Source organism: Klebsiella grimontii, assembly GCF_042137965.1.
Taxonomy (GTDB): Bacteria; Pseudomonadota; Gammaproteobacteria; order Enterobacterales; family Enterobacteriaceae; genus Klebsiella; species Klebsiella grimontii.
In genome coordinates, this window is the sequence record NZ_CP169721.1 from 1,877,403 (window position 1) to 1,898,345 (window position 20,943).

Below are 20,943 nucleotides of genomic sequence, written 5' to 3' on the forward strand. Positions count from 1 at the left end.
ACTAGCGCCTATTTCAGTAATAGGTATTTTTTACAGAACGGAGATGTTAAAATTTAAAAAAATTGAAATTTATTTATTATTACTATATGTATATGTAATTGGATCCACGGTTATATATAACCCTAATTCTTTCTTCGAATTCGATTTCTATAGGAAAGATGGGAACTTTATAATTAGCTATTTAATATTGTTAGTGTTTATATTTTTACCATTACATATCGATATCAATATTGATAAATGGCTCAAACGGTCCTTTGTAATATTTTCAATAGCTTCATTCATTGCCTTCCTTATTATGCCAAAAGAAGTGCCGGAAGAAGGCGGTGCAACTGTGCATCACTTTTTCTTTTTATCGCACAATGCGGCAGGAGGATTTTATTCAGTAATAGGAGCAATGGCATTAGGGATTTTTCTACATACAAAAAACAAACTATATTTATTTTATGCTCTCATGTTTGTCTTTTTCTTATATATGACAAATTCTAGGGGGAGTATTCTGGCTATAATGGCTGCCTTTGGATATTCCCTAATAAAATTTAAGAAGCCTCTTGTTATATTTGCAATTTTTTTACTCATTCAGTTTTTTGTTGTATACGAAACATACCCAACTTGGGTATCAATGGGTAAAATTATGTCAGAAAATGCAAATTATACAGTATCCAGTGCTGCACAAGCGATTAACTTTCAAAGGGTAGGAACTTTTATTGACCGGCTATACTATTTGTGGCCACGGGCTGTTGATAATTTTATTCACTCGCCAATCGTAGGGCTTGGATTTGGTAGTTATGATGATTTATATTACAGATATGTAGATGTAATTCCTCATTTGTTTTCAATTAAAGATGGTGCGGTAGTCAGACATTCTGAAGCCCACGCACATAATTCAACTTTTACCATTCTGGCTGAATTAGGAATTGTGGGTTATGCCCTTTTTGTTCTGTTGTTTAATGAGATTAATAAAAAAATAATTGCTTTAAAAGATGTTGAACCTGGTATATTTATGGCCTTGAGCTTGGCTTTTTGGACTTGCATATTTTCGTCTGCGACTGAGCACCGTATAACAACTCCATCACAAATGATACCATTCTTTATATTATTTGGAATATGTTATCTGAAATTTTTTGGAAGAAGGAAAATAAATGATTGAATGGACTAATATGTTTTTGAGGGAAATGAGATCTCAGCCTATATTAAAGAGCAGGGTGATAATATTTTTGTACAGGCTATCTTCTTTATTCTTTAGTCCCTCAAGAAACCCTCTTAAATATGCATTTTTTATTTTTGTAATGTTATATTATATTGTTGTGGAGTTTTTATGGGGCGTGGAAATAAAACCTAAAACAAAAATTGGATGGGGAATTAAAATCTTCCATCCTACGGCAATAATTATAAACCCCGGGGCAGTATTAGGCAGTGGCATTGTTCTGAGACACGGAGTCACTATCGGTAATAAATATAATAGTAAAACTGGGCATGAAACAAAATGTCCTGTTATCAAAGATAATGTTGAATTTGGGGCATATGCTTGTGTAATAGGCGAAATATCTATTGGTGAGGATTCAGTTATAGGTGCTATGAGCTACGTAGATTTTAATGTGGAAGCATGTTCAATAATTTCAGCTCATCGTGGCATAGTGTTAAGGAAGAGAAATGCATAAAACCGTTAGTATTTATATTCCTACCCATAATCGTCCGATAATGTTAGCAAGGGCGTTAGATTCATTATTAGCTCAAACATACAACAACTTTCAAGTTTTGGTGTGTAATGATGGTTCATCTGTACCTTATCAAAAGATAATAAAAGAATACAAACCAAAATTTTCTGATTTTATATACATCGAAAACCCATACCCAATGGGTGCTTGTTGTTCCAGAAACAAGTTAATAAACATTGCAGATGGATATTATATAACAGGATTAGATGATGATGATGAATTTCTCCCATCAAGACTTTATGACTTTGTTAGCTCACCCTATCTAGATAAGTATGCATATATAAGTGCTGGACATATAACTAAAACATCTAGCGGCTTGTTCAAACAGAAGATAGATGAACGCATTATTACGCTTGACTCTTTGTTATCAAGGAATGTCGTCGGAAATCAAGTGTTTACAAAGACTAGCTTTTTAAAAGAAAGTGGAGGTTTCGATGAAACCTTGCCTGCATGGCAGGACTATGATGCGTGGGTTAATCTTACTCATAAAATCGGTAATGGATATAGGATAGAAAAATATAATTATCAATGGAATATTGATCATGAAGAAGGGAGAATAAGTAACTCTTCAAAAGCACAAGTTGGCTATCAATTATTTATTGAAAAACATAAGGATATTCTATCCAAGGAAAACCTCAGAAATCTTTTTATTCAAGATAAAATTAATAGAAATGTTGATATAAGTCTTGCCGACTTATTTAACAATTTTAGTGTTCCTATATTAGCTTCAGTTTGTAAATATAAACTAAAGAAAAAATTCCCCGACATAAAAGAAAAAATTTACAAGGTCTAAAAATGAAAGTGTTGCATGTTTCTGATAGTTATGAAGGTGGTGGCGCTGAGGCTGTACTGCGAGATACAATAAAAGTTTCTGAAGAACTTGGATACCATAACGATATATTTATCTCACAAGAGAAAACATCTATCACTTCCTACATATTCTCTATGGATTACTACGAGAAATTCCTTCAAAAGCTGAATGATTTTAAACCAGATGTTATTCATTTGCATAACTATTATCATTACTTGTCTCCATCTATTTTATATGCTTTAAAAAAATATAAAACAAATTTCAAAATTAAAGTTATATTTACAGCTCATGACTTCCATATCATTTGTCCCAATAGTGGTTTTCAATATTTTAAAAATAATAAAAGATACAACTTTGATTATAATAAAAAAAGATTGAATTTTTTCAGAAAGTTTGACCATCGATCATATGCGCATTCGTTCCTTAAAGTCATGCAACATTTATTATGCTACAAATTTTTAAATTTAACGGAAGTGATTGATGTTATCATTTCACCAAGTCATTTTATGAAGACTACCTTATTAAATTATGACATTGTTAAGCCAATAAAGGTTATAAGGAATCCTGTTTTTATAGCTGAGTCTGAGAGGCAACCTTTATTAAAAGATAATTGTATTCATATCGTATATGTGGGACGGTTGACTCCCGAAAAAGGATTGGTAGAATTTATAAAAAAGATAAATCAAGAAACCAAACAAATAATTCATCTTCATATTTATGGGGCAGGTGAATCAGCTGGTACAATTAAGTCCCTCAAGTGTAGAAAAGATTTAGAAGTTATTTTTCACGGCTTTATTGATAGAAGTACTCTTATCACAGAAATATCAAAATACCACATATTTGTTTTGCCTTCTATATGGCTTGAAAATGCTCCTGTTTCAATTGTTGAAGCTGCCGCTGCTGGCTTACCTATCATTGTTCCTAATTATGGAGGTTTAGCAGAGATGGCTGAAGAGTCATTATATTACTATAAATTCGATTTTGAGGGTAATGATCTTTCTCAGGTTATTACACAGGCGGCCATTATGAAAGGAATGAACAAATTAAATAATCCAAATGGTTTTTCTTTCGATGAATATAAAGAAAACATTCGGAAAGTATATGTTGAATAATCCTTAGAGATCAATTCAAAGGTGGAAAGCAGATGGCAAGATTCTCAGTCCTGTTGTTTTGTATATTACAGGCACTTTATTTAAGCAAGCAAGCATCTGCAGTAACATTTAGCGATCTAAATGGTTCTAATGGCATTTCTTCTGCAGAACTTTCGAAAAAACAAGGGATAAGCATTATTAGAATCGATGTTCCATGGAGTGACATTGAATCGGTAAAGGGACATTATAATTACACAAAATATGATGATGAAATTATTGCTGCAAAGAAATTAGGATACGATGTCTTGCCAATACTGGCATACGTTCCCGATTGGAACAAAAGTGTAAAAGGTAAAATCGGGTCACCACCTCTTGATACTTCTTCTTGGAATGACTTTGTTGCAGCTACGGTAAAACGTTATCGTGCGCATCCATATAATATCACTTTTTTCCAAGTCTGGAATGAGCCTACGTTGAAGGCTAAATTTTGGTTAGGAAATAATGAGGATTTTGTAAATAAAATATACATTCCTGCCGCAAAAATCATACGAGAAAATAATGGTAAGGTAGTATTTGGTGGTTGGCCTTTATCCAATACTTTAAATGAATTTGATTATGTTTTGGATAAGTTAGATGCTATAAAATACACTGATATAATTGATTTTCATTATAGAGATTATAAATCATATCTTAAGTTATATGATAAATATCTCAAAACAAATAGAGTGGAAGGTATTTGGCAAACTGAATTAGGATTCTCATCAAAGCCTCAAAATTTGCTATCAACTTATCTTAGAATAATGAGTTGGGCACTTAGCCATAATTGGACTTCATCGGATACTTATAAGTTATTTTGGTATCCTGCGTGGGCCAGTCGTGAACAAAAACAGTATGGCTTAACTACAACTTTAAAAAATAGAACTAAAGTTCTTACAGAAAATGGTAATGAACTTGTTTTATTAAATGACTTGTATGCTTCTGGTGATTTGGCAAATCAAGAAGTAAAAAGTAATATGAAAATTTCATTAGATTCAGATGATTATTATTTTGGGGCGAAAATTAATGAAAGACGAGTAATTATAGCTGTGCTAATAAGTAGTGTAAGTAGCTATAATGAATTGAATTTTTCCCTTGTAACAACAAAAGAACCGCGAGATGTAACCTTAATTTCATCAAAGGGTAAACAGTATCAATCACATTACTCATATGAAAAAGGTGTTACTCGAATATTTATTGATAAAGATAACCCTCCTAAATATGGGGATGAGCTCATGCATATTTTTTTTATTAGAGTAAATCTTTAATTAACTTTCAATTCTCCTTACTGATAAGCTCGCTTACTATTCCGATTGCTATGAATTGCTTTAGTGAAAATCACCTGCTGCTTTTCTTGATTTATGATCAAAACTCCTATTGTTATATGGTTATTGATAGGAGTGGATCTTCTTTCATGTTTATTGAAACGGCAGCATCTTGGAAAAGTGCTAGACAACAAACTTATAAAATAAAAATTATTTTTATAGAAGATTATTTATAGAGGTATTTATGTCACAAAATATTAGCGTAGGACTTGTTGCTGATTGGTTAGTAACTTATGCAGGCTCAGAAAAAGTTATTGCTGAGTTTATAAAATTATTTCCGCAGGCCGATCTTTATTCTGTTATTGATTTTCTTTCCGATGAGTCTCGAGCTCGGTTTATGAATAAACGAGCTACAACAACATTTATCCAAAAGTTACCTAAAGCAAAAAGTAACTACCAGCGATATTTACCATTCATGCCACTCGCGATAGAACAATTGGATGTCTCAAAACACGATATTATTCTTTCCAGCAGTCACGCAGTGGCCAAAGGAATATTGACCGGCCCTGATCAATTGCATATAAGCTACGTACATTCTCCAATTCGTTATGCATGGGATTTACAACATCAATATTTAAGAGAGGCAGGTCTTGATAAGGGTATTAAATCATTTATCGCACGTGTGCTTTTACATAAAATAAGATTATGGGATTGTCGGACAGCTAATGGTGTAGATCATTTTATTGCAAATTCCCAATTCATTGCTCGACGTATAAAAAAAGTATATGGTCGAGAGGCCGATGTAATTTATCCTCCAGTTGATGTTAATAAATTCGAGCTAAATATGGAGAAAGATGATTATTATTTTACTGCATCTCGTATGGTACCTTATAAAAGAATTGATTTGATTGTAGAAGCTTTTTCTGAAATGCCCAATCGAAAACTTATTGTTATTGGTGATGGTCCAGAAATGCAAAAAATTAAAAATAAAGCTAAAGCAAACATTGAAATATTAGGATATCAACCTGATGCTGTTATGCAGGAATATATGCGTAATGCTAAAGCGTTTATTTTCGCTGCAGAAGAGGATTTTGGTATTATTCCTGTAGAGGCTCAAGCCTGCGGGACGCCAGTTATTGCTTATGGTAAAGGTGGTGCGCTGGAAACAATTCGTCCTCTCGGCGTTGAAAAACCAACTGGATTATTTTTCCATGAACAAACTGTTCCTGATATAATTGAAGCGGTTAATGCTTTTGATAATAATGTCGAAAATTTTCATCATCATGAATGTAGGTTTAATGCAGAGAAATTTTCTGTCGAAAGATTTAATGGGGAAATATCAAGTTATATTAATAGCAAATACGATTTATTCAAATTGAGAGGGGGCAGTAACTCATAATTGAAACTATCTCAACCCTTTAATTTTATCATTCTTATGTGGATTAATATAATGATATTGATAGTTTTATATACAATGCTTGATGTATCTTTCTGAATGTAATTGGCTGGTAGTGCCTAAAGCCAATAAGCCTTTATGTTGACACGTTCTATATATAATATTTGGGCTCGATTCAATTAATTATCATGTTTTTTTGTATTTAAGTTTGCAAGATTGTTTAACTGTTATATGAGCCCAATTTATAGTAGGCGCATTTATGTTTATTTATGAAGGAACTCAATGAAAAAAAATAGTATTATTAACGCGGCCTGGATGATGTCTGAAAAATTAGTAACATTATTTGGCTTATTTTTTGTTACTTCATTTGTTGCAAAATACATCGGTCCTTTTCGTTTTGGTCAACTAGCTTTAGCTATTGCTATATTCCAAGTTATTCAAGTAATAGCTCAGTTAGGATGCGATAACATTATTTTTAAGCGAGTGTCAGAGAAAGTTTTATCTGGTCTAAAATTAATTTACTCAACTTTTCTGATACGTGGTGGAATATATTTAATATTGTCTTTTATTGTACTATGTTTTTTTTATGATAAAAGTGATTTTATCAATTATGTATTCTTGATTTCTGTATGTATCGCATGTTTTTTTACGTCTATGGACGTTTTCACTATATACAATGACGCAACTCTAAATTCGAAGTTCAACACTATTGCTAATGTTGTAGGTTTAATCTTTGGTTTAATACTACGTTATATTATTGCTTTTTTGGAGTGGCCGGTATATTTTTTAGCCATACCAATAATTCTAACAACTTTAATTCCTTTTTTAATACGACTCATATATACGCCAAGAGTATATGTTGTTAAAACCAAACATAAATGGCGCTATAACAAATATCTCTTTACAACCGGGATACCGTTAGTAATATCTACAGTATCGATGACTCTTTACTCGAGAGTCAATCAGTTTACACTTTCATATTTTAATGGTAGCTATGAACTTGGTATCTATTCTGTTGCTCTAACGCTTGGAACCGCATGGGTTTTCATAGGTAATGCTCTTGCAATATCTTTTCTTTCTAAGATATATTCTGAAAAGGATGAATTGAAAGCCTTAGATAAAACATCAGGTCTATTATCTTTTGTCTTTATTATCTTATCAGTGTTCCCACTTTTTTTCTATTTTTTTGGTAAAACAGTAATTTTATTGCTTTATGGTGAACAATACATTAATTCGTACGGCATTATAATCATATTGTGTATATCGACTGTTATAACTGCAATGGGATTTATATCCAATAGATATATTGTAAAATTGTCTGGCTATAAATATTTATCGAAGAAGACTCTCATTGTGTTGGCGTTGAGTATACCTATTTCAACAGTTATGGTATATTTCTTTGGTGTGTATGGTGCTGCTTATAGTGTTCTAATTGTAGAGTTTCTGTCTTTAACTGTAATGAATTATTTTTTCAATAATGGTGTTATCTTTAAAGTACATAAAGGTGCTTTTAATTTAAAGAAAATTGCTTCACTGAAATGAATCTTCATTAGAGTTATTGAAACTTGTAGGTAATTATTACTGCGTGGAATTTGACCTGCAAATTTTATGGAAGAGTTGCTTCTTTAGTTGTTTTTATTCAGCACACCCTTCCAATAATCTTAAATATTTAGAGGTTTTCAAATGTTAATTATCCGGCGCGCTTTACCTTATTCCACGGTTTAGTATAAAAAGAAATATATTATTAGTACCGGGAGTACTACTGTATCCTTGTTATCAAATACTATATTAATTCTTGGAATGGATGTTTGAGTTTTATTGAAGCATAGGCGGAGATTATTTAACTATTATTACTTACTTCCTCTTGATTGCATAATTTCTATACCTTAATGTATGCTTCATGTAATATGCTTTTAAACAGTGACGCATATGTCGCTGTTACCACACCTGACAGGAGTATGTAATGTCCAAGCAACAGATCGGGGTTGTCGGTATGGCAGTGATGGGGCGTAACCTTGCGCTCAACATCGAAAGCCGCGGTTATACCGTCTCCGTTTTCAACCGCTCCCGTGAAAAGACCGAAGAAGTGATTGCCGAGAATCCAGGCAAGAAACTGGTCCCACATTATACAGTGCAAGAGTTTGTTGAGTCGCTCGAAACTCCACGCCGTATCCTGTTAATGGTGAAGGCGGGCGCTGGCACTGATAGTGCCATTGACTCTCTGAAGCCCTACCTGGACAAGGGTGACATCATCATCGATGGTGGTAATACCTTCTTCCAGGATACGATTCGTCGTAATCGTGAGCTTTCTGCTGAAGGTTTTAACTTCATTGGCACCGGCGTATCCGGTGGTGAAGAAGGGGCTCTTAAAGGTCCTTCGATCATGCCTGGTGGTCAGAAAGAAGCTTATGAACTGGTTGCTCCAATTCTCAAGCAGATTGCAGCAGTCGCAGAAGACGGAGAGCCGTGCGTAACCTATATCGGTGCCGATGGTGCAGGTCATTATGTCAAAATGGTTCACAACGGTATTGAATACGGCGATATGCAGCTGATTGCTGAAGCCTATGCTTTACTGAAAGGTGGTTTGGCGCTTTCTAATGAAGAGCTGGCGCAAACCTTTACCGAATGGAATGATGGTGAGCTTAGCAGCTATCTCATTGACATCACCAAAGACATCTTCACCAAAAAGGATGAAGAGGGTAAATACCTGGTCGATGTGATCCTCGATGCGGCGGCAAACAAAGGTACTGGTAAATGGACCAGCCAGAGCTCTCTTGACCTCGGTGAACCGCTATCGCTTATTACGGAGTCAGTCTTTGCTCGCTATATCTCCTCCCTGAAAGACCAGCGTGTTGCTGCTTCTAAAGTTCTTACCGGGCCGCAAGCGAAGACTGCTGGTGATAAAGCAGAGTTCATTGAGAAAGTTCGTCGTGCTCTCTACTTGGGCAAAATCGTCTCTTACGCACAAGGTTTCTCTCAGCTCCGTGCTGCATCTGATGAATACCACTGGGATCTGAACTACGGCGAGATTGCTAAAATCTTCCGCGCAGGCTGCATCATCCGTGCCCAGTTCCTGCAAAAGATCACTGATGCCTATGAGCAGAATGCTGGTATTGCCAACCTGCTGCTGGCGCCTTACTTCAAGCAGATCGCCGATGATTATCAGCAAGCGCTGCGCGATGTGGTTGCATATGCAGTGCAGAATGGTATTCCGGTTCCAACCTTCTCTGCGGCTATTGCCTACTACGATAGCTATCGTTCCGTTGTTCTGCCTGCTAACCTGATTCAGGCTCAGCGTGACTATTTCGGCGCGCATACCTATAAGCGTACCGATAAAGAAGGTGTGTTCCACACCGAGTGGATGGATTAACTAGCTGACAAACAACCTGGCAAAAGCCAGGTTGTTTTTTAATTCAAAAATATCAAATCGTATTTAATTTTTTTGATTGAACCCATTATAAGTTATACCTTTCTTGTATATGTGGTATTTCTCTATTTGCACTTTTAATTGAGCTTGCAAATAAAGAAATTATTACTTCCATCACGTCACATTTAATATTTCATATTTATTAAGGATTTTATCATGTTACTTCCTGTGATTATGGCGGGTGGCACCGGTAGCCGCCTGTGGCCAATGTCCCGTGAACTCTACCCCAAACAGTTTCTCCGACTGTACGGGCAGAACTCCATGTTGCAGGAAACCATCTCGCGCCTCTCCGGCCTGGATATTCATGAACCCATGGTAATCTGCAATGAAGAGCATCGCTTTCTGGTTGCTGAACAGCTAAGACAGCTCAACAAGCTGTCGAAGAATATCATTCTTGAGCCGGTGGGCCGCAACACGGCCCCGGCCATCGCCCTCGCGGCACTGCAGGCCACGCAGAATGGCGATGACCCGCTGATGCTTGTCCTGGCAGCGGACCACATTATCAATAATCAGCAGGTCTTCCACGACGCCATCCGCGTTGCTGAGCAGTATGCGCATGCTGACCATCTGGTCACCTTCGGTATCGTTCCGAACACCCCGGAAACCGGCTACGGCTATATCCAGCGCGGCGATGCGCTGGGGGAAGGAGAGCATACGCCTTATCAGGTCGCCCGCTTTGTCGAGAAGCCTGACCTGGAGCGTGCGCAAACCTATCTGGCCTCCGGGGAATATTACTGGAACAGCGGTATGTTCATGTTCCGGGCGAAAAAGTATCTCTCCGAGCTGGCAAAATTCCGCCCGGATATTCTCGAAGTCTGCACGGCTGCGGTCAATGCGGCCGATAGCGGCAGCGACTTTATCAGCATCCCGCATGAGGTGTTCAGCACCTGTCCCGACGAATCCGTTGACTATGCGGTAATGGAAAAGACCGCCGATGCGGTGGTGGTGGGGCTGGACGCGGACTGGAGCGACGTCGGCTCATGGTCAGCCCTGTGGGATGTCAGCCCGAAAGATGAGCTTGGCAATGTGCTGACCGGCGATGCCTGGGTGCACAATAGCCAGAACTGCTACATCAACAGCGACGAAAAGTTGGTGGCGGCTATCGGCGTTGAGGACCTTGTGATCGTCAGTACAAAGGATGCGGTGCTGGTGATGAATAAAAACCGTGCTCAGGACGTGAAAAGGGTCGTGGAGTACTTGAAGGCCAACCAGCGCAGCGAATACAAACGACACCGCGAAATCTACCGTCCGTGGGGTCGCAGCGACGTGGTGGTCCAGACGCCGCGCTTCAATGTTAACCGTATCACCGTCAAGCCGGGCGGGGCGTTCTCCATGCAGATGCATCACCACCGCGCCGAGCACTGGGTGATCCTCGCAGGGACGGGGCAGATAACGGTCAACGGTAAGCAGTTCCTGCTGACTGAAAATCAGTCTACCTTTATTCCCATTGGCGCCGAACACTGCCTGGAGAACCCGGGACGTATCCCGCTGGAAGTGCTGGAGATCCAGTCCGGCTCCTATCTGGGCGAAGACGACATTATCCGTATTAAAGACCAGTATGGTCGTTGCTAATTTGTATTTAAGGATTAAATAGATGGCAAAATTAAACTGCTTTAAAGCTTATGATATCCGCGGCGAACTGGGCGAAGAGTTAAACGAAGATATCGCCTACCGTATCGGACGTGCCTATGGCGAATTTCTGAAGCCGGAAACGATCGTGGTGGGAGGCGATGTGCGTCTGACCAGCGAGTCGCTGAAACTGGCGCTGGCCAACGGCCTGATGGATGCGGGAACGGACGTGCTGGATATTGGTCTGAGCGGTACGGAAGAGATTTACTTTGCCACCTTCCACTTGGGGGTGGACGGCGGGATAGAGGTGACGGCCAGCCATAACCCAATGAATTACAACGGCATGAAGCTGGTGCGTGAAAACGCGAAGCCCATCAGCGGCGACACCGGGCTGCGCGATATCCAGCGCCTGGCGGAAGAGAATCAGTTTGCGCCGGTGGACGCGTCCCGTCGCGGCACCCTGCGTCAGATATCGGTGCTGCAGGAGTACGTGGACCACCTGATGGGCTATGTGAACCTGGCCAGCTTCACCCGTCCACTGAAGCTGGTGGTGAACTCCGGCAACGGTGCTGCCGGCCACGTGATTGATGAAGTGGAGAAACGTTTTGTGGCGGCAGGCGTGCCGGTGACCTTTATCAAGGTGCATCACCAGGCGGACGGCAATTTCCCGAATGGAATTCCGAACCCGCTGCTGCCGGAGTGCCGGCAGGACACCGCGGATGCGGTGCGCGAGCACGGCGCGGACATGGGGATCGCCTTTGACGGTGACTTCGACCGCTGCTTTATGTTTGATAACGATGCAGAATTTATCGAAGGCTATTATATTGTTGGCTTGCTGGCGGAAGCGTTCCTGCAGAAGCAGCCGGGCACCCGGATTATTCACGACCCGCGCCTGACATGGAATACGGTGGATATGGTGACCCGCAGCGGCGGCACACCCGTGATGTCGAAAACCGGGCATGCGTTTATTAAAGAGCGGATGCGTCAGGAAGATGCGATTTACGGCGGGGAAATGAGCGCACACCACTATTTCCGCGACTTCGCCTACTGCGACAGCGGGATGATCCCGTGGTTGCTGGTGGCGGAGCTACTGTGTCTGAAGAATAGCCCGCTCAAGGCGCTGGTGGCGGACCGGCAGGCGGCGTTCCCGGCGTCCGGGGAAATTAACCGCAAGCTGGAGAATGCGGCGGCGGCAATTGCGCGCATCCGTGAACGCTATGAACCGGATGCCGTGAACGTGGATACCACCGACGGCATCAGTATTGAATATCCGGAGTGGCGTTTTAACCTGCGCAGCTCGAATACCGAGCCGGTTGTGCGTCTTAACGTAGAGTCAAAAGGAGACGATGAATTAATGAAGGCTAAAACAGAAGAAATATTAGCTTTAATGAAATAGAAATTATTCTGCTTAGAGCCATAGGGTAGGTGCGTGGAATGATGCATCACCTTATGGCTCTTTCTTGACTTCCCCTCTTTCTGAGAGTAAAACCGCCACAAGTGTTGATTACCAGGGTGGCTAATACGCCGCCGTCCAGTTAACTGATTAAAGTGTGATCGAATGAAAATTACTATTTCCGGTACCGGTTATGTTGGTTTATCGAATGGCATCCTGATTGCGCAAAACCACGAAGTGGTGGCGCTGGATATCATTCAATCCAAAGTTGATATGATTAACCAAAAGATTTCTCCGATTGTCGATAAGGAGATCCAGGAATATCTGGCGGAAAAGCCGTTGAATTTTCGCGCGACAACTGATAAGCATGATGCCTATCGTAATGCAGATTATGTCATTATCGCCACGCCGACTGACTACGATCCGAAAACGAACTACTTCAATACTTCGACCGTTGAAGCCGTTATTCGTGATGTCACCGAGATTAACCCAGACGCGGTAATGATAATTAAATCCACCATTCCCGTTGGCTTCACGCGTGATATTAAAGAGCGCCTGGGCATTGATAACGTCATTTTCTCTCCTGAGTTTCTTCGTGAAGGCCGCGCGCTCTATGACAACCTGCACCCGTCTCGGATCGTCATTGGTGAACGTTCAGAACGCGCAGAGCGTTTCGCTAATTTGCTGAAAGAAGGCGCGATTAAGCAGGATATCCCGACGCTGTTTACTGACTCCACCGAAGCTGAGGCGATTAAGCTATTTGCCAATACCTACCTGGCGTTGCGCGTAGCCTACTTTAATGAACTGGACAGCTATGCTGAAAGCCAGGGTCTGAACAGTAAGCAGATCATTGAAGGCGTGTGCCTCGATCCGCGAATTGGTAATCACTATAACAACCCTTCCTTTGGCTACGGCGGCTACTGCCTGCCGAAAGATACCAAGCAGCTTCTGGCAAACTATGAATCTGTACCGAATAACATCATCGGTGCCATCGTTGATGCTAACCGCACGCGTAAAGATTTTATCGCTGACTCAATCCTGGCGCGCAAGCCTAAAGTCGTAGGTATCTATCGCCTGATCATGAAGAGTGGCTCCGATAACTTCCGCGCTTCTTCTATTCAGGGCATCATGAAGCGTATCAAGGCCAAAGGTATTCCGGTCATTATCTACGAACCGGTTATGCAGGAAGATGAGTTCTTCAATTCCCGCGTGGTTCGCGATTTCGACGCATTCAAACAAGAAGCTGACGTGATTGTCTCAAACCGAATGGCTGAAGAGCTGTCGGATGTCGCTGACAAAGTGTATACCCGCGATTTGTTCGGCAGTGACTAAATACCCCCTCTGGCCGGGAGATAAGCTGTCGGCCAGAATTTTCCCCTCTCCTGAATTCTTCAGCTATTCGCCTGGCAAATCGTCTTACTCCTCTTACCCGATCAACCCCCCTAAAAAACGTGACCTCGCTTAGATTCTTCAATCGATCATCTTGTCCCAACCATCGAGGTCGGATATGTTTAATTCACCTTGTGAAGAGCTACCGTCACTGTGATGTAGACGCTGGAGATAAGCGCCGGAAGGTAAAACAGAGCCTGCTTGCAGGCTTTTGTTGTTTCTGGAACCCTGGTTTTCAGGAGAACTGCCTTGCGGCGAGTTAAGGTTCTGATTGAAATTGACACGGGTGAGGGGGCGGGATCTTTCAAGGGAAGGGCGCAGGCATAGCAAGCACAAGCCATTTACGGCCACCAGGATATAATGATAATGCTAAGGTCTTAGTACCCGATTAGCATAACTTTTTAGTTTGACGTGGCGACCAATGCCAGCTGAAAAGACAATACACATCCCCACCGCTGGCAGTGTTTTATTCTTATATTATTATTTCCTATGCCTGTATTATAATTATATTAAGTTTTCTTTTTACCACTTTCGTTTGTTAAAAGTCAGCTTGGTCTTTTTCTGATCTTTAATATAAGAAATCAGAAAATAAACTGAAACAATCAACAGGATGGCAGCAACTGCTAAGAAAATTATGTTTGCCATAATGCGTACCAGAATGAAAGGAATGTTATAAATCCATTTGCCTGCGAACTAATATCATTGCAAAAGCATGCCTTTGCCTGCTTAACATATCCTGAATTTAAGAAAATTCCTATATGGTGTTTGTGGTTTTTTTTGAGGAAAGTGGAAAACCCTTTTTCGCGACCAGTAGTTTGAACAATGGCGCTGTAGCTGGCTTTAGTGCCAGCTTGATTAGCTGGTGATTGTTTCTTTCGTACGAGAATGCTCTTCAGTGATTGTATTGAAAGTGGCTTATATCAGAGTTTGTTGATGATTTTGTTTGGTTTATGTTAATTCTGTGTTTCGTTATTGTGTGGTGCGCGGGCTTTGCGCTGAGATAGGTATTAACAGAGTGTTTTTACGAGCATCTGAATGGATAAGATTGCCGAATGACAATTCTCGATATAAAAAAGCCGCAGTCGTATCCCACTGCGGCTAAATACCCTGCGCCATGCTGGGTTGATTAGACCTTATAGTACGCCTTATACCAGTCAACGAAGTTCTTCACTCCCTGCCTGACCGTCGTCTGCGGTCTGAAACCCACCGCATCGTACAGCGGCTTGGTATCTGCGCTGGTTTCCAGTACATCGCCCGGCTGTATTGGCATCATATTTTTCTCCGCAACCATCCCCATAGCTTCCTCAAGCGCCGTGATGTAATCCATCAGTTCAACCGGTGAGCTATTACCGATGTTATACACCCGGTATGGCGCTGAGCTATCTGCCGGTGATCCTGTCTCAACGGTCCATTCGGGATTGGGCTGCGGGATAATATCCTGCATCCGAACAATCGCCTCAACGATATCGTCAATGTAAGTGAAGTCGCGCTTCATCTTGCCATAGTTGTAGACATCAATAGGCTTTCCTTCCAGCATGGCTTTTGTGAACTTGAACAGCGCCATATCCGGACGGCCCCATGGGCCATAGACGGTAAAGAATCTGAGTCCAGTGGTCGGAATACCATAAAGGTGAGAGTAGGTATGCGCCATCAGCTCGTTTGCCTTCTTGGTGGCGGCATACAGCGAAACCGGATGATCAACCGAATCATCGGTAGAGAACGGCATTTTACGGTTCAGGCCATAGACCGAACTGGATGAGGCATAAAGCAAATGCTCAACATTATTGTGTCTGCAGCCTTCAAGAATGTTCAGATAACCAATCAGGTTAGCGTCGGCATAAGCGAACGGGTTTTCCAGGGAGTAGCGAACGCCAGCCTGAGCGGCAAGATGGATCACCCGGTTAAATTTCTCATTAGCAAAAAGTCGGGCAATACCTTCACGATCCGCCAGATCGATTTTGTGAAAACTGAACAGGGGAGACTGCAGTAAATCCAGACGGGCCTGCTTAAGATTGACGTCATAGTAGTCGTTCATGTTGTCGAGACCGACAACCTCATGACCCGCCTCCAGAAGGCGCTTGCAGGTATGAAAGCCGATGAATCCTGCGGCTCCAGTTACTAAAAATTTCATATTCATCCTCTGGGGTGACTGTATCCCGCTATATATTCGTCGATTTTACACTGGCTTGACGTGTGGATCACCTGCTTTACCGTTGCTGATTATGTTCACGCATTAGATGGCTAAGCGATGTCGCCCGTATCAGAGCTTTTGCATTGGCATTCTGAGGTGGAGATGAGATTCATTATCGAAGCTTGATGATTAGCAAGATAACAATTGCGTGAGGTCTTGTCATAATCTCGCGTTTCCGACTCCTTAAGTCCTCGAAAGTTAACGTAGATAAAAATTGATTTTATGTATGAATTTACAATTCTTTCACATTGATAGTGGCGTGTCTTTTTTTATGATTTAAAATCAATGGGTTAGTATTTTTGTTGTATTTGCTTTACATTATGTTTACGACATGAATCATTTGCAATATGAATTGATTGGCAACGTATTTTCATTTTTATTCCCATGGACCAGCGCTATAATGCGGCAACTCATTTGCATGACCATTGTGTTGTCAGTTTAATCAGCTATCCTGTGCGCAGCGTTAAATATGACACCAGACTGATTGTTGGTGTCATTTCAATCAATATTGCGTACGGTTTACGCCGGTTCACAGAAGATGGATAGGGCGATAACCGAGAAGAGTCTCGTCAGGAGTTCAAAAAATGGGCTTGCTAAACGTGCTAATTGAGAAATTCCTGATGGATGGGAGTTAAGCAAACAGCGAGAGTGTGGGCCTGCTTGAATCTTTTTAAATTTCAAGTGAGCAGCACCCAGCGTCACGGGCAGTAATCTTACCCGATAGCCGCTGCGAGAGCCGTTTGACGTAAGAACAGGGTGTGTCAGTTTACTGCTGTCGTAAAAGCAGTCGCTAGAGATGTTTACAGATAGGGTTGTTGAATCATTACGCAGTTTGGTTGCGATAGCCAAGGGCGGTAGCGTGATTGAAAGCTATCATGTAATACTATGGGGGAGGAGTATCTGACTGAAAAATAACAGTTTTTACTTTACGTCCAGAAACGGCGTCTTAACTGGCGATCTTTATGTCAGCCTCTCACTTGTCTCCGTTTAGCCTGGATGAGCTACCATGGTCGGCTGCTGCCAATGAATTAAAGCGTACAGAAAAATTGGGAAATCTTGCTTTAACCTATGCACTTAAGTTTTCACGTTGTATGTCCAAAGCCACGGCGTCTATCGGCAGTGTATCAGTCAGGGCGTTAGAGCTATCGCAGTTGATTTAGTCAGTCAGCGACAACTCGCAATTCTAAAGTGCATAACCCAATGCTTAAAATTTCGTAGAATAATTTATGAGTATAAAAATGAAGTATAATCTAGGGTATTTATTTGACCTGCTTGTTGTTATCACCAATAAAGATCTAAAAGTACGCTATAAGAGTAGTGTATTTGGTTATTTATGGTCAATTGCCAACCCCCTACTTTTTGCGATGATCTACTATTTTATCTTTAAATTGATCATGCGAGTCCAGATTCCAAATTATACCCTTTTCTTAATAACGGGTCTCTTCCCCTGGCAGTGGTTTGCAAGCTCTGCGACGAATTCGCTTTTCTCATTTATTGCTAATGCGCAAATTATCAAAAAAACCGTATTTCCGCGTTCGGTTATTCCACTTAGTAATGTGATGATGGAAGGATTACACTTCTTATGCACTATTCCTGTCATTGTCGCTTTTCTTTTTGTGTACGGTATGCGTCCTTCGCTTTCATGGCTTTGGGGCATACCGCTCATTGCTATCGGACAGGTGATTTTTACCTTTGGCATATCAATTATTTTTTCTACTTTGAATCTTTTCTTCAGAGACTTAGAAAGATTTGTGACTCTCGGTATTATGCTGATGTTTTACTGCACTCCCATTTTATACGCATCGGATATGATTCCAGCAAAATATAGCTGGGTTATTGACTATAACCCTCTGGCGAGTATGATTTTAAGCTGGCGTAATTTATTTATGGATGGCGTTTTAAACTACGAGCATATTTCAGTGTTATATTTGACTGGTATTTTGCTGACAGTTATCGGATTAAGTATTTTTAATAAATTAAAATATCGATTTGCAGAGATCTTGTGATGGAACCAGTAATTGATTTTAATAATGTGACAAAAGAATATCCACTTTACCATCATATTGGCTCAGGTATTAAAGATTTAATATTTCATCCTAAAAGAGCCTTTCAATTACTGAAGGGCCGTAAATATCTTGCTATTCAGGATGTCTCTTTTACGGTAGGTAAAGGAGAGGCTGTTGCGCTCATTGGGCGAAACGGCGCAGGCAAAAGCACTTCTTTGGGGCTGGTTGCCGGTGTTATCAAGCCAACGAAAGGGTCGGTCACAACTCGTGGTCGAGTGGCCTCAATGCTTGAGCTAGGCGGTGGTTTTCATCCAGAATTGACTGGCCGTGAGAACATTTATCTTAATGCCACCCTTCTTGGGCTACGGCGTAAAGAGGTTCAACAGCGAATGGATCGCATCATTGAATTTTCCGAATTAGGGGAGTTTATTGATGAGCCGATCCGCGTCTATTCTAGCGGTATGCTAGCGAAGCTTGGCTTCTCGGTTATTAGTCAAGTTGAGCCTGATATTCTGATTATTGATGAAGTGCTGGCCGTCGGCGATATTTCATTTCAGGCCAAATGTATTAAGACGATTAAAGAGTTCAAAAATCGTGGTGTGACAATACTGTTCGTTAGTCACAACATGAGTGATGTGGAAAAAATATGCGATCGGGTTGTCTGGATCGAAAATCACCGTCTCCGGGAAATCGGTTCTGCTGAAAGAATCATCGAACTTTATAAACAAGCAATGGCCTAAATCTGGTAATTAAATGAATAGTATTAAGATCTATACCTGTCATCATAAGCCGAGCGCATTCCTTAATGCATCGATTATAAAACCATTGCATGTAGGTAAAGCTAACTCCTATAATGATATCGGCTGTATTGGCGATGATACAGGAGATAATATTTCGTTTAAAAACCCCTTTTACTGTGAGTTAACCGCACATTATTGGGTTTGGAAAAATGAATCTCTTTCTGATTATGTCGGCTTTATGCATTATCGCCGACATCTGAATTTTTCTTCAGAACAGAGCTTTCCCGAAGATAATTGGGGCGTAGTTAATTCACCCGTTATTGATGCAGATTATGAAAAGCAGTTTGGTTTAACCGACACGGCAATCCAGGATTGTATTTCAGGATTTGACCTGCTGTTACCGAAGAAGTGGTCAGTGACCTCTGCTGGAAGTAAAAATAACCTCGATCATTATGAGAAAGGGGAGTTTTTACATATTAAGGACTATCTGGCTGCCCTGGAGATTGTCGAAGAGCTTTATCCGGATTATAAAACGGCTATTCAGCAGTTTAATAATGCAACTGATGGCTATTACACGAATATGTTTGTGATGCACAAAGATATGTTCGTAGACTATTCTGAGTGGCTTTTCGCGATTTTGACTCATCTTGAAAGTCGTATCTCGATGAATAATTATAACGCTCAGGAAAAGCGTGTTATCGGCCATATCGCAGAGCGCCTGTTTAATATTTACATTATAAAACAGCAGCAAGATCGTGCCCTGAAAGTTAAGGAACTACAGCGCACTTTCGTGACGAATGAGACCTTCAACGGCAAGCTGATGCCGGTCTTTCCTCACGCTGCGCCAATCGTCATCAGTTTTGATGATAACTACGCCATCAGCGGCGGGGCTTTAATCAACTCTATCGTTCGCCATTCTGATAAAAACACCCATTACGATATTGTTGTGCTGGAAAACAAGGTTAGCAATCTTAACAAGCAGCGCTTAACCAGGCTGGTTTCGGCCCATACAAACTTTTCACTTCGATTTTTTGATGTGAATGCCTTCACTGAATTGGATGGCGTACATACCCGTGCGCACTTTAGTGCATCAACCTATGCTCGCTTGTTTATTCCGCAGCTTTTCCGTGAATATGAGAAGGTTATTTTTATCGATTCCGATACTGTGGTGAAGGCCGATCTGGCGACTTTGCTTAATGTCGAACTCGGCACAAACCTTGTTGCCGCCGTTAAAGATATCGTCATGGAAGGCTTCGTCAAGTTTGGCGCGATGTCGGAGTCAGCTGATGGCGTGATGCCCGCCGGCGAGTATCTGCAAAAAACGCTTAAAATGACCAATCCTGATGAGTATTTCCAGGCGGGGATTATCATTTTCAACGTTTCGCAAATGGTGCAGGAAGATACCTTCTCCGAGCTGATTAAAACCCTGAAAGAGAAAAAGTACTGGTTCCTTGACCAGGACATTATGAACAAAGTTTTCTACGGCCGGGTTGAATTTTTACCGCTGGAGTGGAATGTCTATCATGGTAATGGCAATACCGATGACTTTTTCCCCAATCTCCAGTTCGCAACATATATGCGCTTTTTAGAAGCCAGAATGAACCCGAATATGATTCACTATGCCGGGGAGAATAAACCGTGGAATACGGACAAGGTTGACTTTTATGACGATTTCCTGGAAAACGTCATCAACACGCCATGGGAAAAAGAGGCCTATTTCCGTCAGCTATCTTTGATTAATTCATCAAATCCTGCGCATAATGCAGGGCAAACGCCTGTTCTGCTTCAGACCAGGATCAAAAAAGCGTTGATGCCTTTCCTTAATAAATATGCTCCTGTCGGTTCACCGAGGCGAAATACGATAACAAAATACTATTATAAAGTTAGACGCTCAATTCTTGGTTAAGGCTGCTG

The 20,943-nt window shown here is 40.9% G+C and carries 16 protein-coding genes; 14 read left to right on the forward strand and 2 right to left on the reverse strand.

Annotated features, from left to right (window positions below; all coding sequences use genetic code 11):
• Positions 1 to 43 precede the first annotated feature (43 nt).
• The 11 genes from ACE3MN_RS08880 (at position 44) to ugd (ending at position 14,035) form a co-directional block, all read left to right on the forward strand.
• The gene (locus ACE3MN_RS08880; protein ID WP_228155168.1) at positions 44 to 1,147 is read left to right on the forward strand and encodes an O-antigen ligase; all 1,104 of its coding nucleotides are present in this window, start codon (positions 44 to 46) and stop codon (positions 1,145 to 1,147) included.
• Positions 1,140 to 1,658: a serine acetyltransferase gene (locus ACE3MN_RS08885; protein WP_098362808.1), complete on the forward strand. Its 519-nt coding sequence runs from the start codon at positions 1,140 to 1,142 to the stop codon at positions 1,656 to 1,658. The genes ACE3MN_RS08880 and ACE3MN_RS08885 overlap by 8 nt, the downstream gene beginning before the upstream one ends.
• Positions 1,651 to 2,508: a glycosyltransferase gene (locus ACE3MN_RS08890; protein WP_148865345.1), complete on the forward strand. Its 858-nt coding sequence runs from the start codon at positions 1,651 to 1,653 to the stop codon at positions 2,506 to 2,508. Before ACE3MN_RS08885 ends, ACE3MN_RS08890 begins: the two co-directional genes overlap by 8 nt.
• Positions 2,509 to 2,510: 2 nt before the next feature.
• Positions 2,511 to 3,638 carry a glycosyltransferase family 4 protein gene (locus ACE3MN_RS08895; RefSeq protein ID WP_098362806.1) on the forward strand — a complete coding sequence of 376 codons (1,128 nt, stop codon included), beginning with the start codon at positions 2,511 to 2,513 and terminating at the stop codon, positions 3,636 to 3,638.
• A gap of 32 nt (positions 3,639 to 3,670) precedes the next feature.
• Positions 3,671 to 4,921, forward strand: coding sequence for a hypothetical protein (locus ACE3MN_RS08900; protein ID WP_141528279.1), 1,251 nt, complete (start codon positions 3,671 to 3,673; stop codon positions 4,919 to 4,921).
• Between the two features lie 241 nt (positions 4,922 to 5,162).
• Entirely contained in the window at positions 5,163 to 6,317 is a 1,155-nt protein-coding gene (locus ACE3MN_RS08905) for a glycosyltransferase family 4 protein (protein WP_098362805.1), read from the forward strand.
• 279 nt (positions 6,318 to 6,596) lie between these two features.
• Positions 6,597 to 7,856 carry an oligosaccharide flippase family protein gene (locus ACE3MN_RS08910; protein WP_098362804.1) on the forward strand — a complete coding sequence of 420 codons (1,260 nt, stop codon included), beginning with the start codon at positions 6,597 to 6,599 and terminating at the stop codon, positions 7,854 to 7,856.
• Positions 7,857 to 8,277: 421 nt separating this feature from the next.
• Positions 8,278 to 9,684, forward strand: coding sequence for an NADP-dependent phosphogluconate dehydrogenase (gndA, locus tag ACE3MN_RS08915; protein WP_148865344.1), 1,407 nt, complete (start codon positions 8,278 to 8,280; stop codon positions 9,682 to 9,684).
• Positions 9,685 to 9,897: 213 nt separating this feature from the next.
• Positions 9,898 to 11,313, forward strand: a complete 1,416-nt coding sequence (locus ACE3MN_RS08920) for a mannose-1-phosphate guanylyltransferase/mannose-6-phosphate isomerase (protein ID WP_148865343.1) — start codon at positions 9,898 to 9,900, stop codon at positions 11,311 to 11,313.
• Positions 11,314 to 11,335: 22 nt separating this feature from the next.
• Entirely contained in the window at positions 11,336 to 12,706 is a 1,371-nt protein-coding gene (gene rfbK / locus ACE3MN_RS08925) for an O9 family phosphomannomutase RfbK (RefSeq protein ID WP_148865342.1), read from the forward strand.
• A 162-nt stretch (positions 12,707 to 12,868) separates the two neighbouring features.
• Entirely contained in the window at positions 12,869 to 14,035 is a 1,167-nt protein-coding gene (gene ugd, locus ACE3MN_RS08930; protein WP_004122472.1) for a UDP-glucose 6-dehydrogenase, read from the forward strand.
• Between the two features lie 579 nt (positions 14,036 to 14,614).
• Here ugd and ACE3MN_RS08935 read toward each other — a convergent pair.
• Together ACE3MN_RS08935 and ACE3MN_RS08940 are read right to left on the reverse strand one after the other, a co-directional pair.
• On the reverse strand, positions 14,615 to 14,737 hold the full coding sequence (locus ACE3MN_RS08935; RefSeq protein WP_004138729.1) for a small membrane protein: 123 nt from the start codon (positions 14,735 to 14,737) through the stop codon (positions 14,615 to 14,617).
• Between the two features lie 481 nt (positions 14,738 to 15,218).
• Positions 15,219 to 16,223, reverse strand: a complete 1,005-nt coding sequence (locus tag ACE3MN_RS08940) for an NAD-dependent epimerase (protein ID WP_004122469.1) — start codon at positions 16,221 to 16,223, stop codon at positions 15,219 to 15,221.
• A gap of 1,298 nt (positions 16,224 to 17,521) precedes the next feature.
• Here ACE3MN_RS08940 and ACE3MN_RS08945 point away from each other — a divergent pair.
• Genes ACE3MN_RS08945 through ACE3MN_RS08955 form a run of 3 tightly spaced genes read left to right on the forward strand, consistent with a single transcriptional unit; the run spans position 17,522 to position 20,935 of the window.
• Positions 17,522 to 18,289, forward strand: a complete 768-nt coding sequence (locus tag ACE3MN_RS08945) for an ABC transporter permease (RefSeq protein WP_098362801.1) — start codon at positions 17,522 to 17,524, stop codon at positions 18,287 to 18,289.
• The gene (locus ACE3MN_RS08950) at positions 18,289 to 19,029 is read left to right on the forward strand and encodes an ABC transporter ATP-binding protein (protein WP_004138732.1); all 741 of its coding nucleotides are present in this window, start codon (positions 18,289 to 18,291) and stop codon (positions 19,027 to 19,029) included. The genes ACE3MN_RS08945 and ACE3MN_RS08950 overlap by 1 nt, the downstream gene beginning before the upstream one ends.
• A 13-nt stretch (positions 19,030 to 19,042) precedes the next feature.
• A complete protein-coding gene (locus ACE3MN_RS08955) occupies positions 19,043 to 20,935 on the forward strand; it encodes a DUF4422 domain-containing protein (RefSeq protein WP_142477048.1) in 1,893 nt (630 codons plus the stop codon).
• The last annotated feature ends 8 nt before the right edge of the window (positions 20,936 to 20,943 follow it).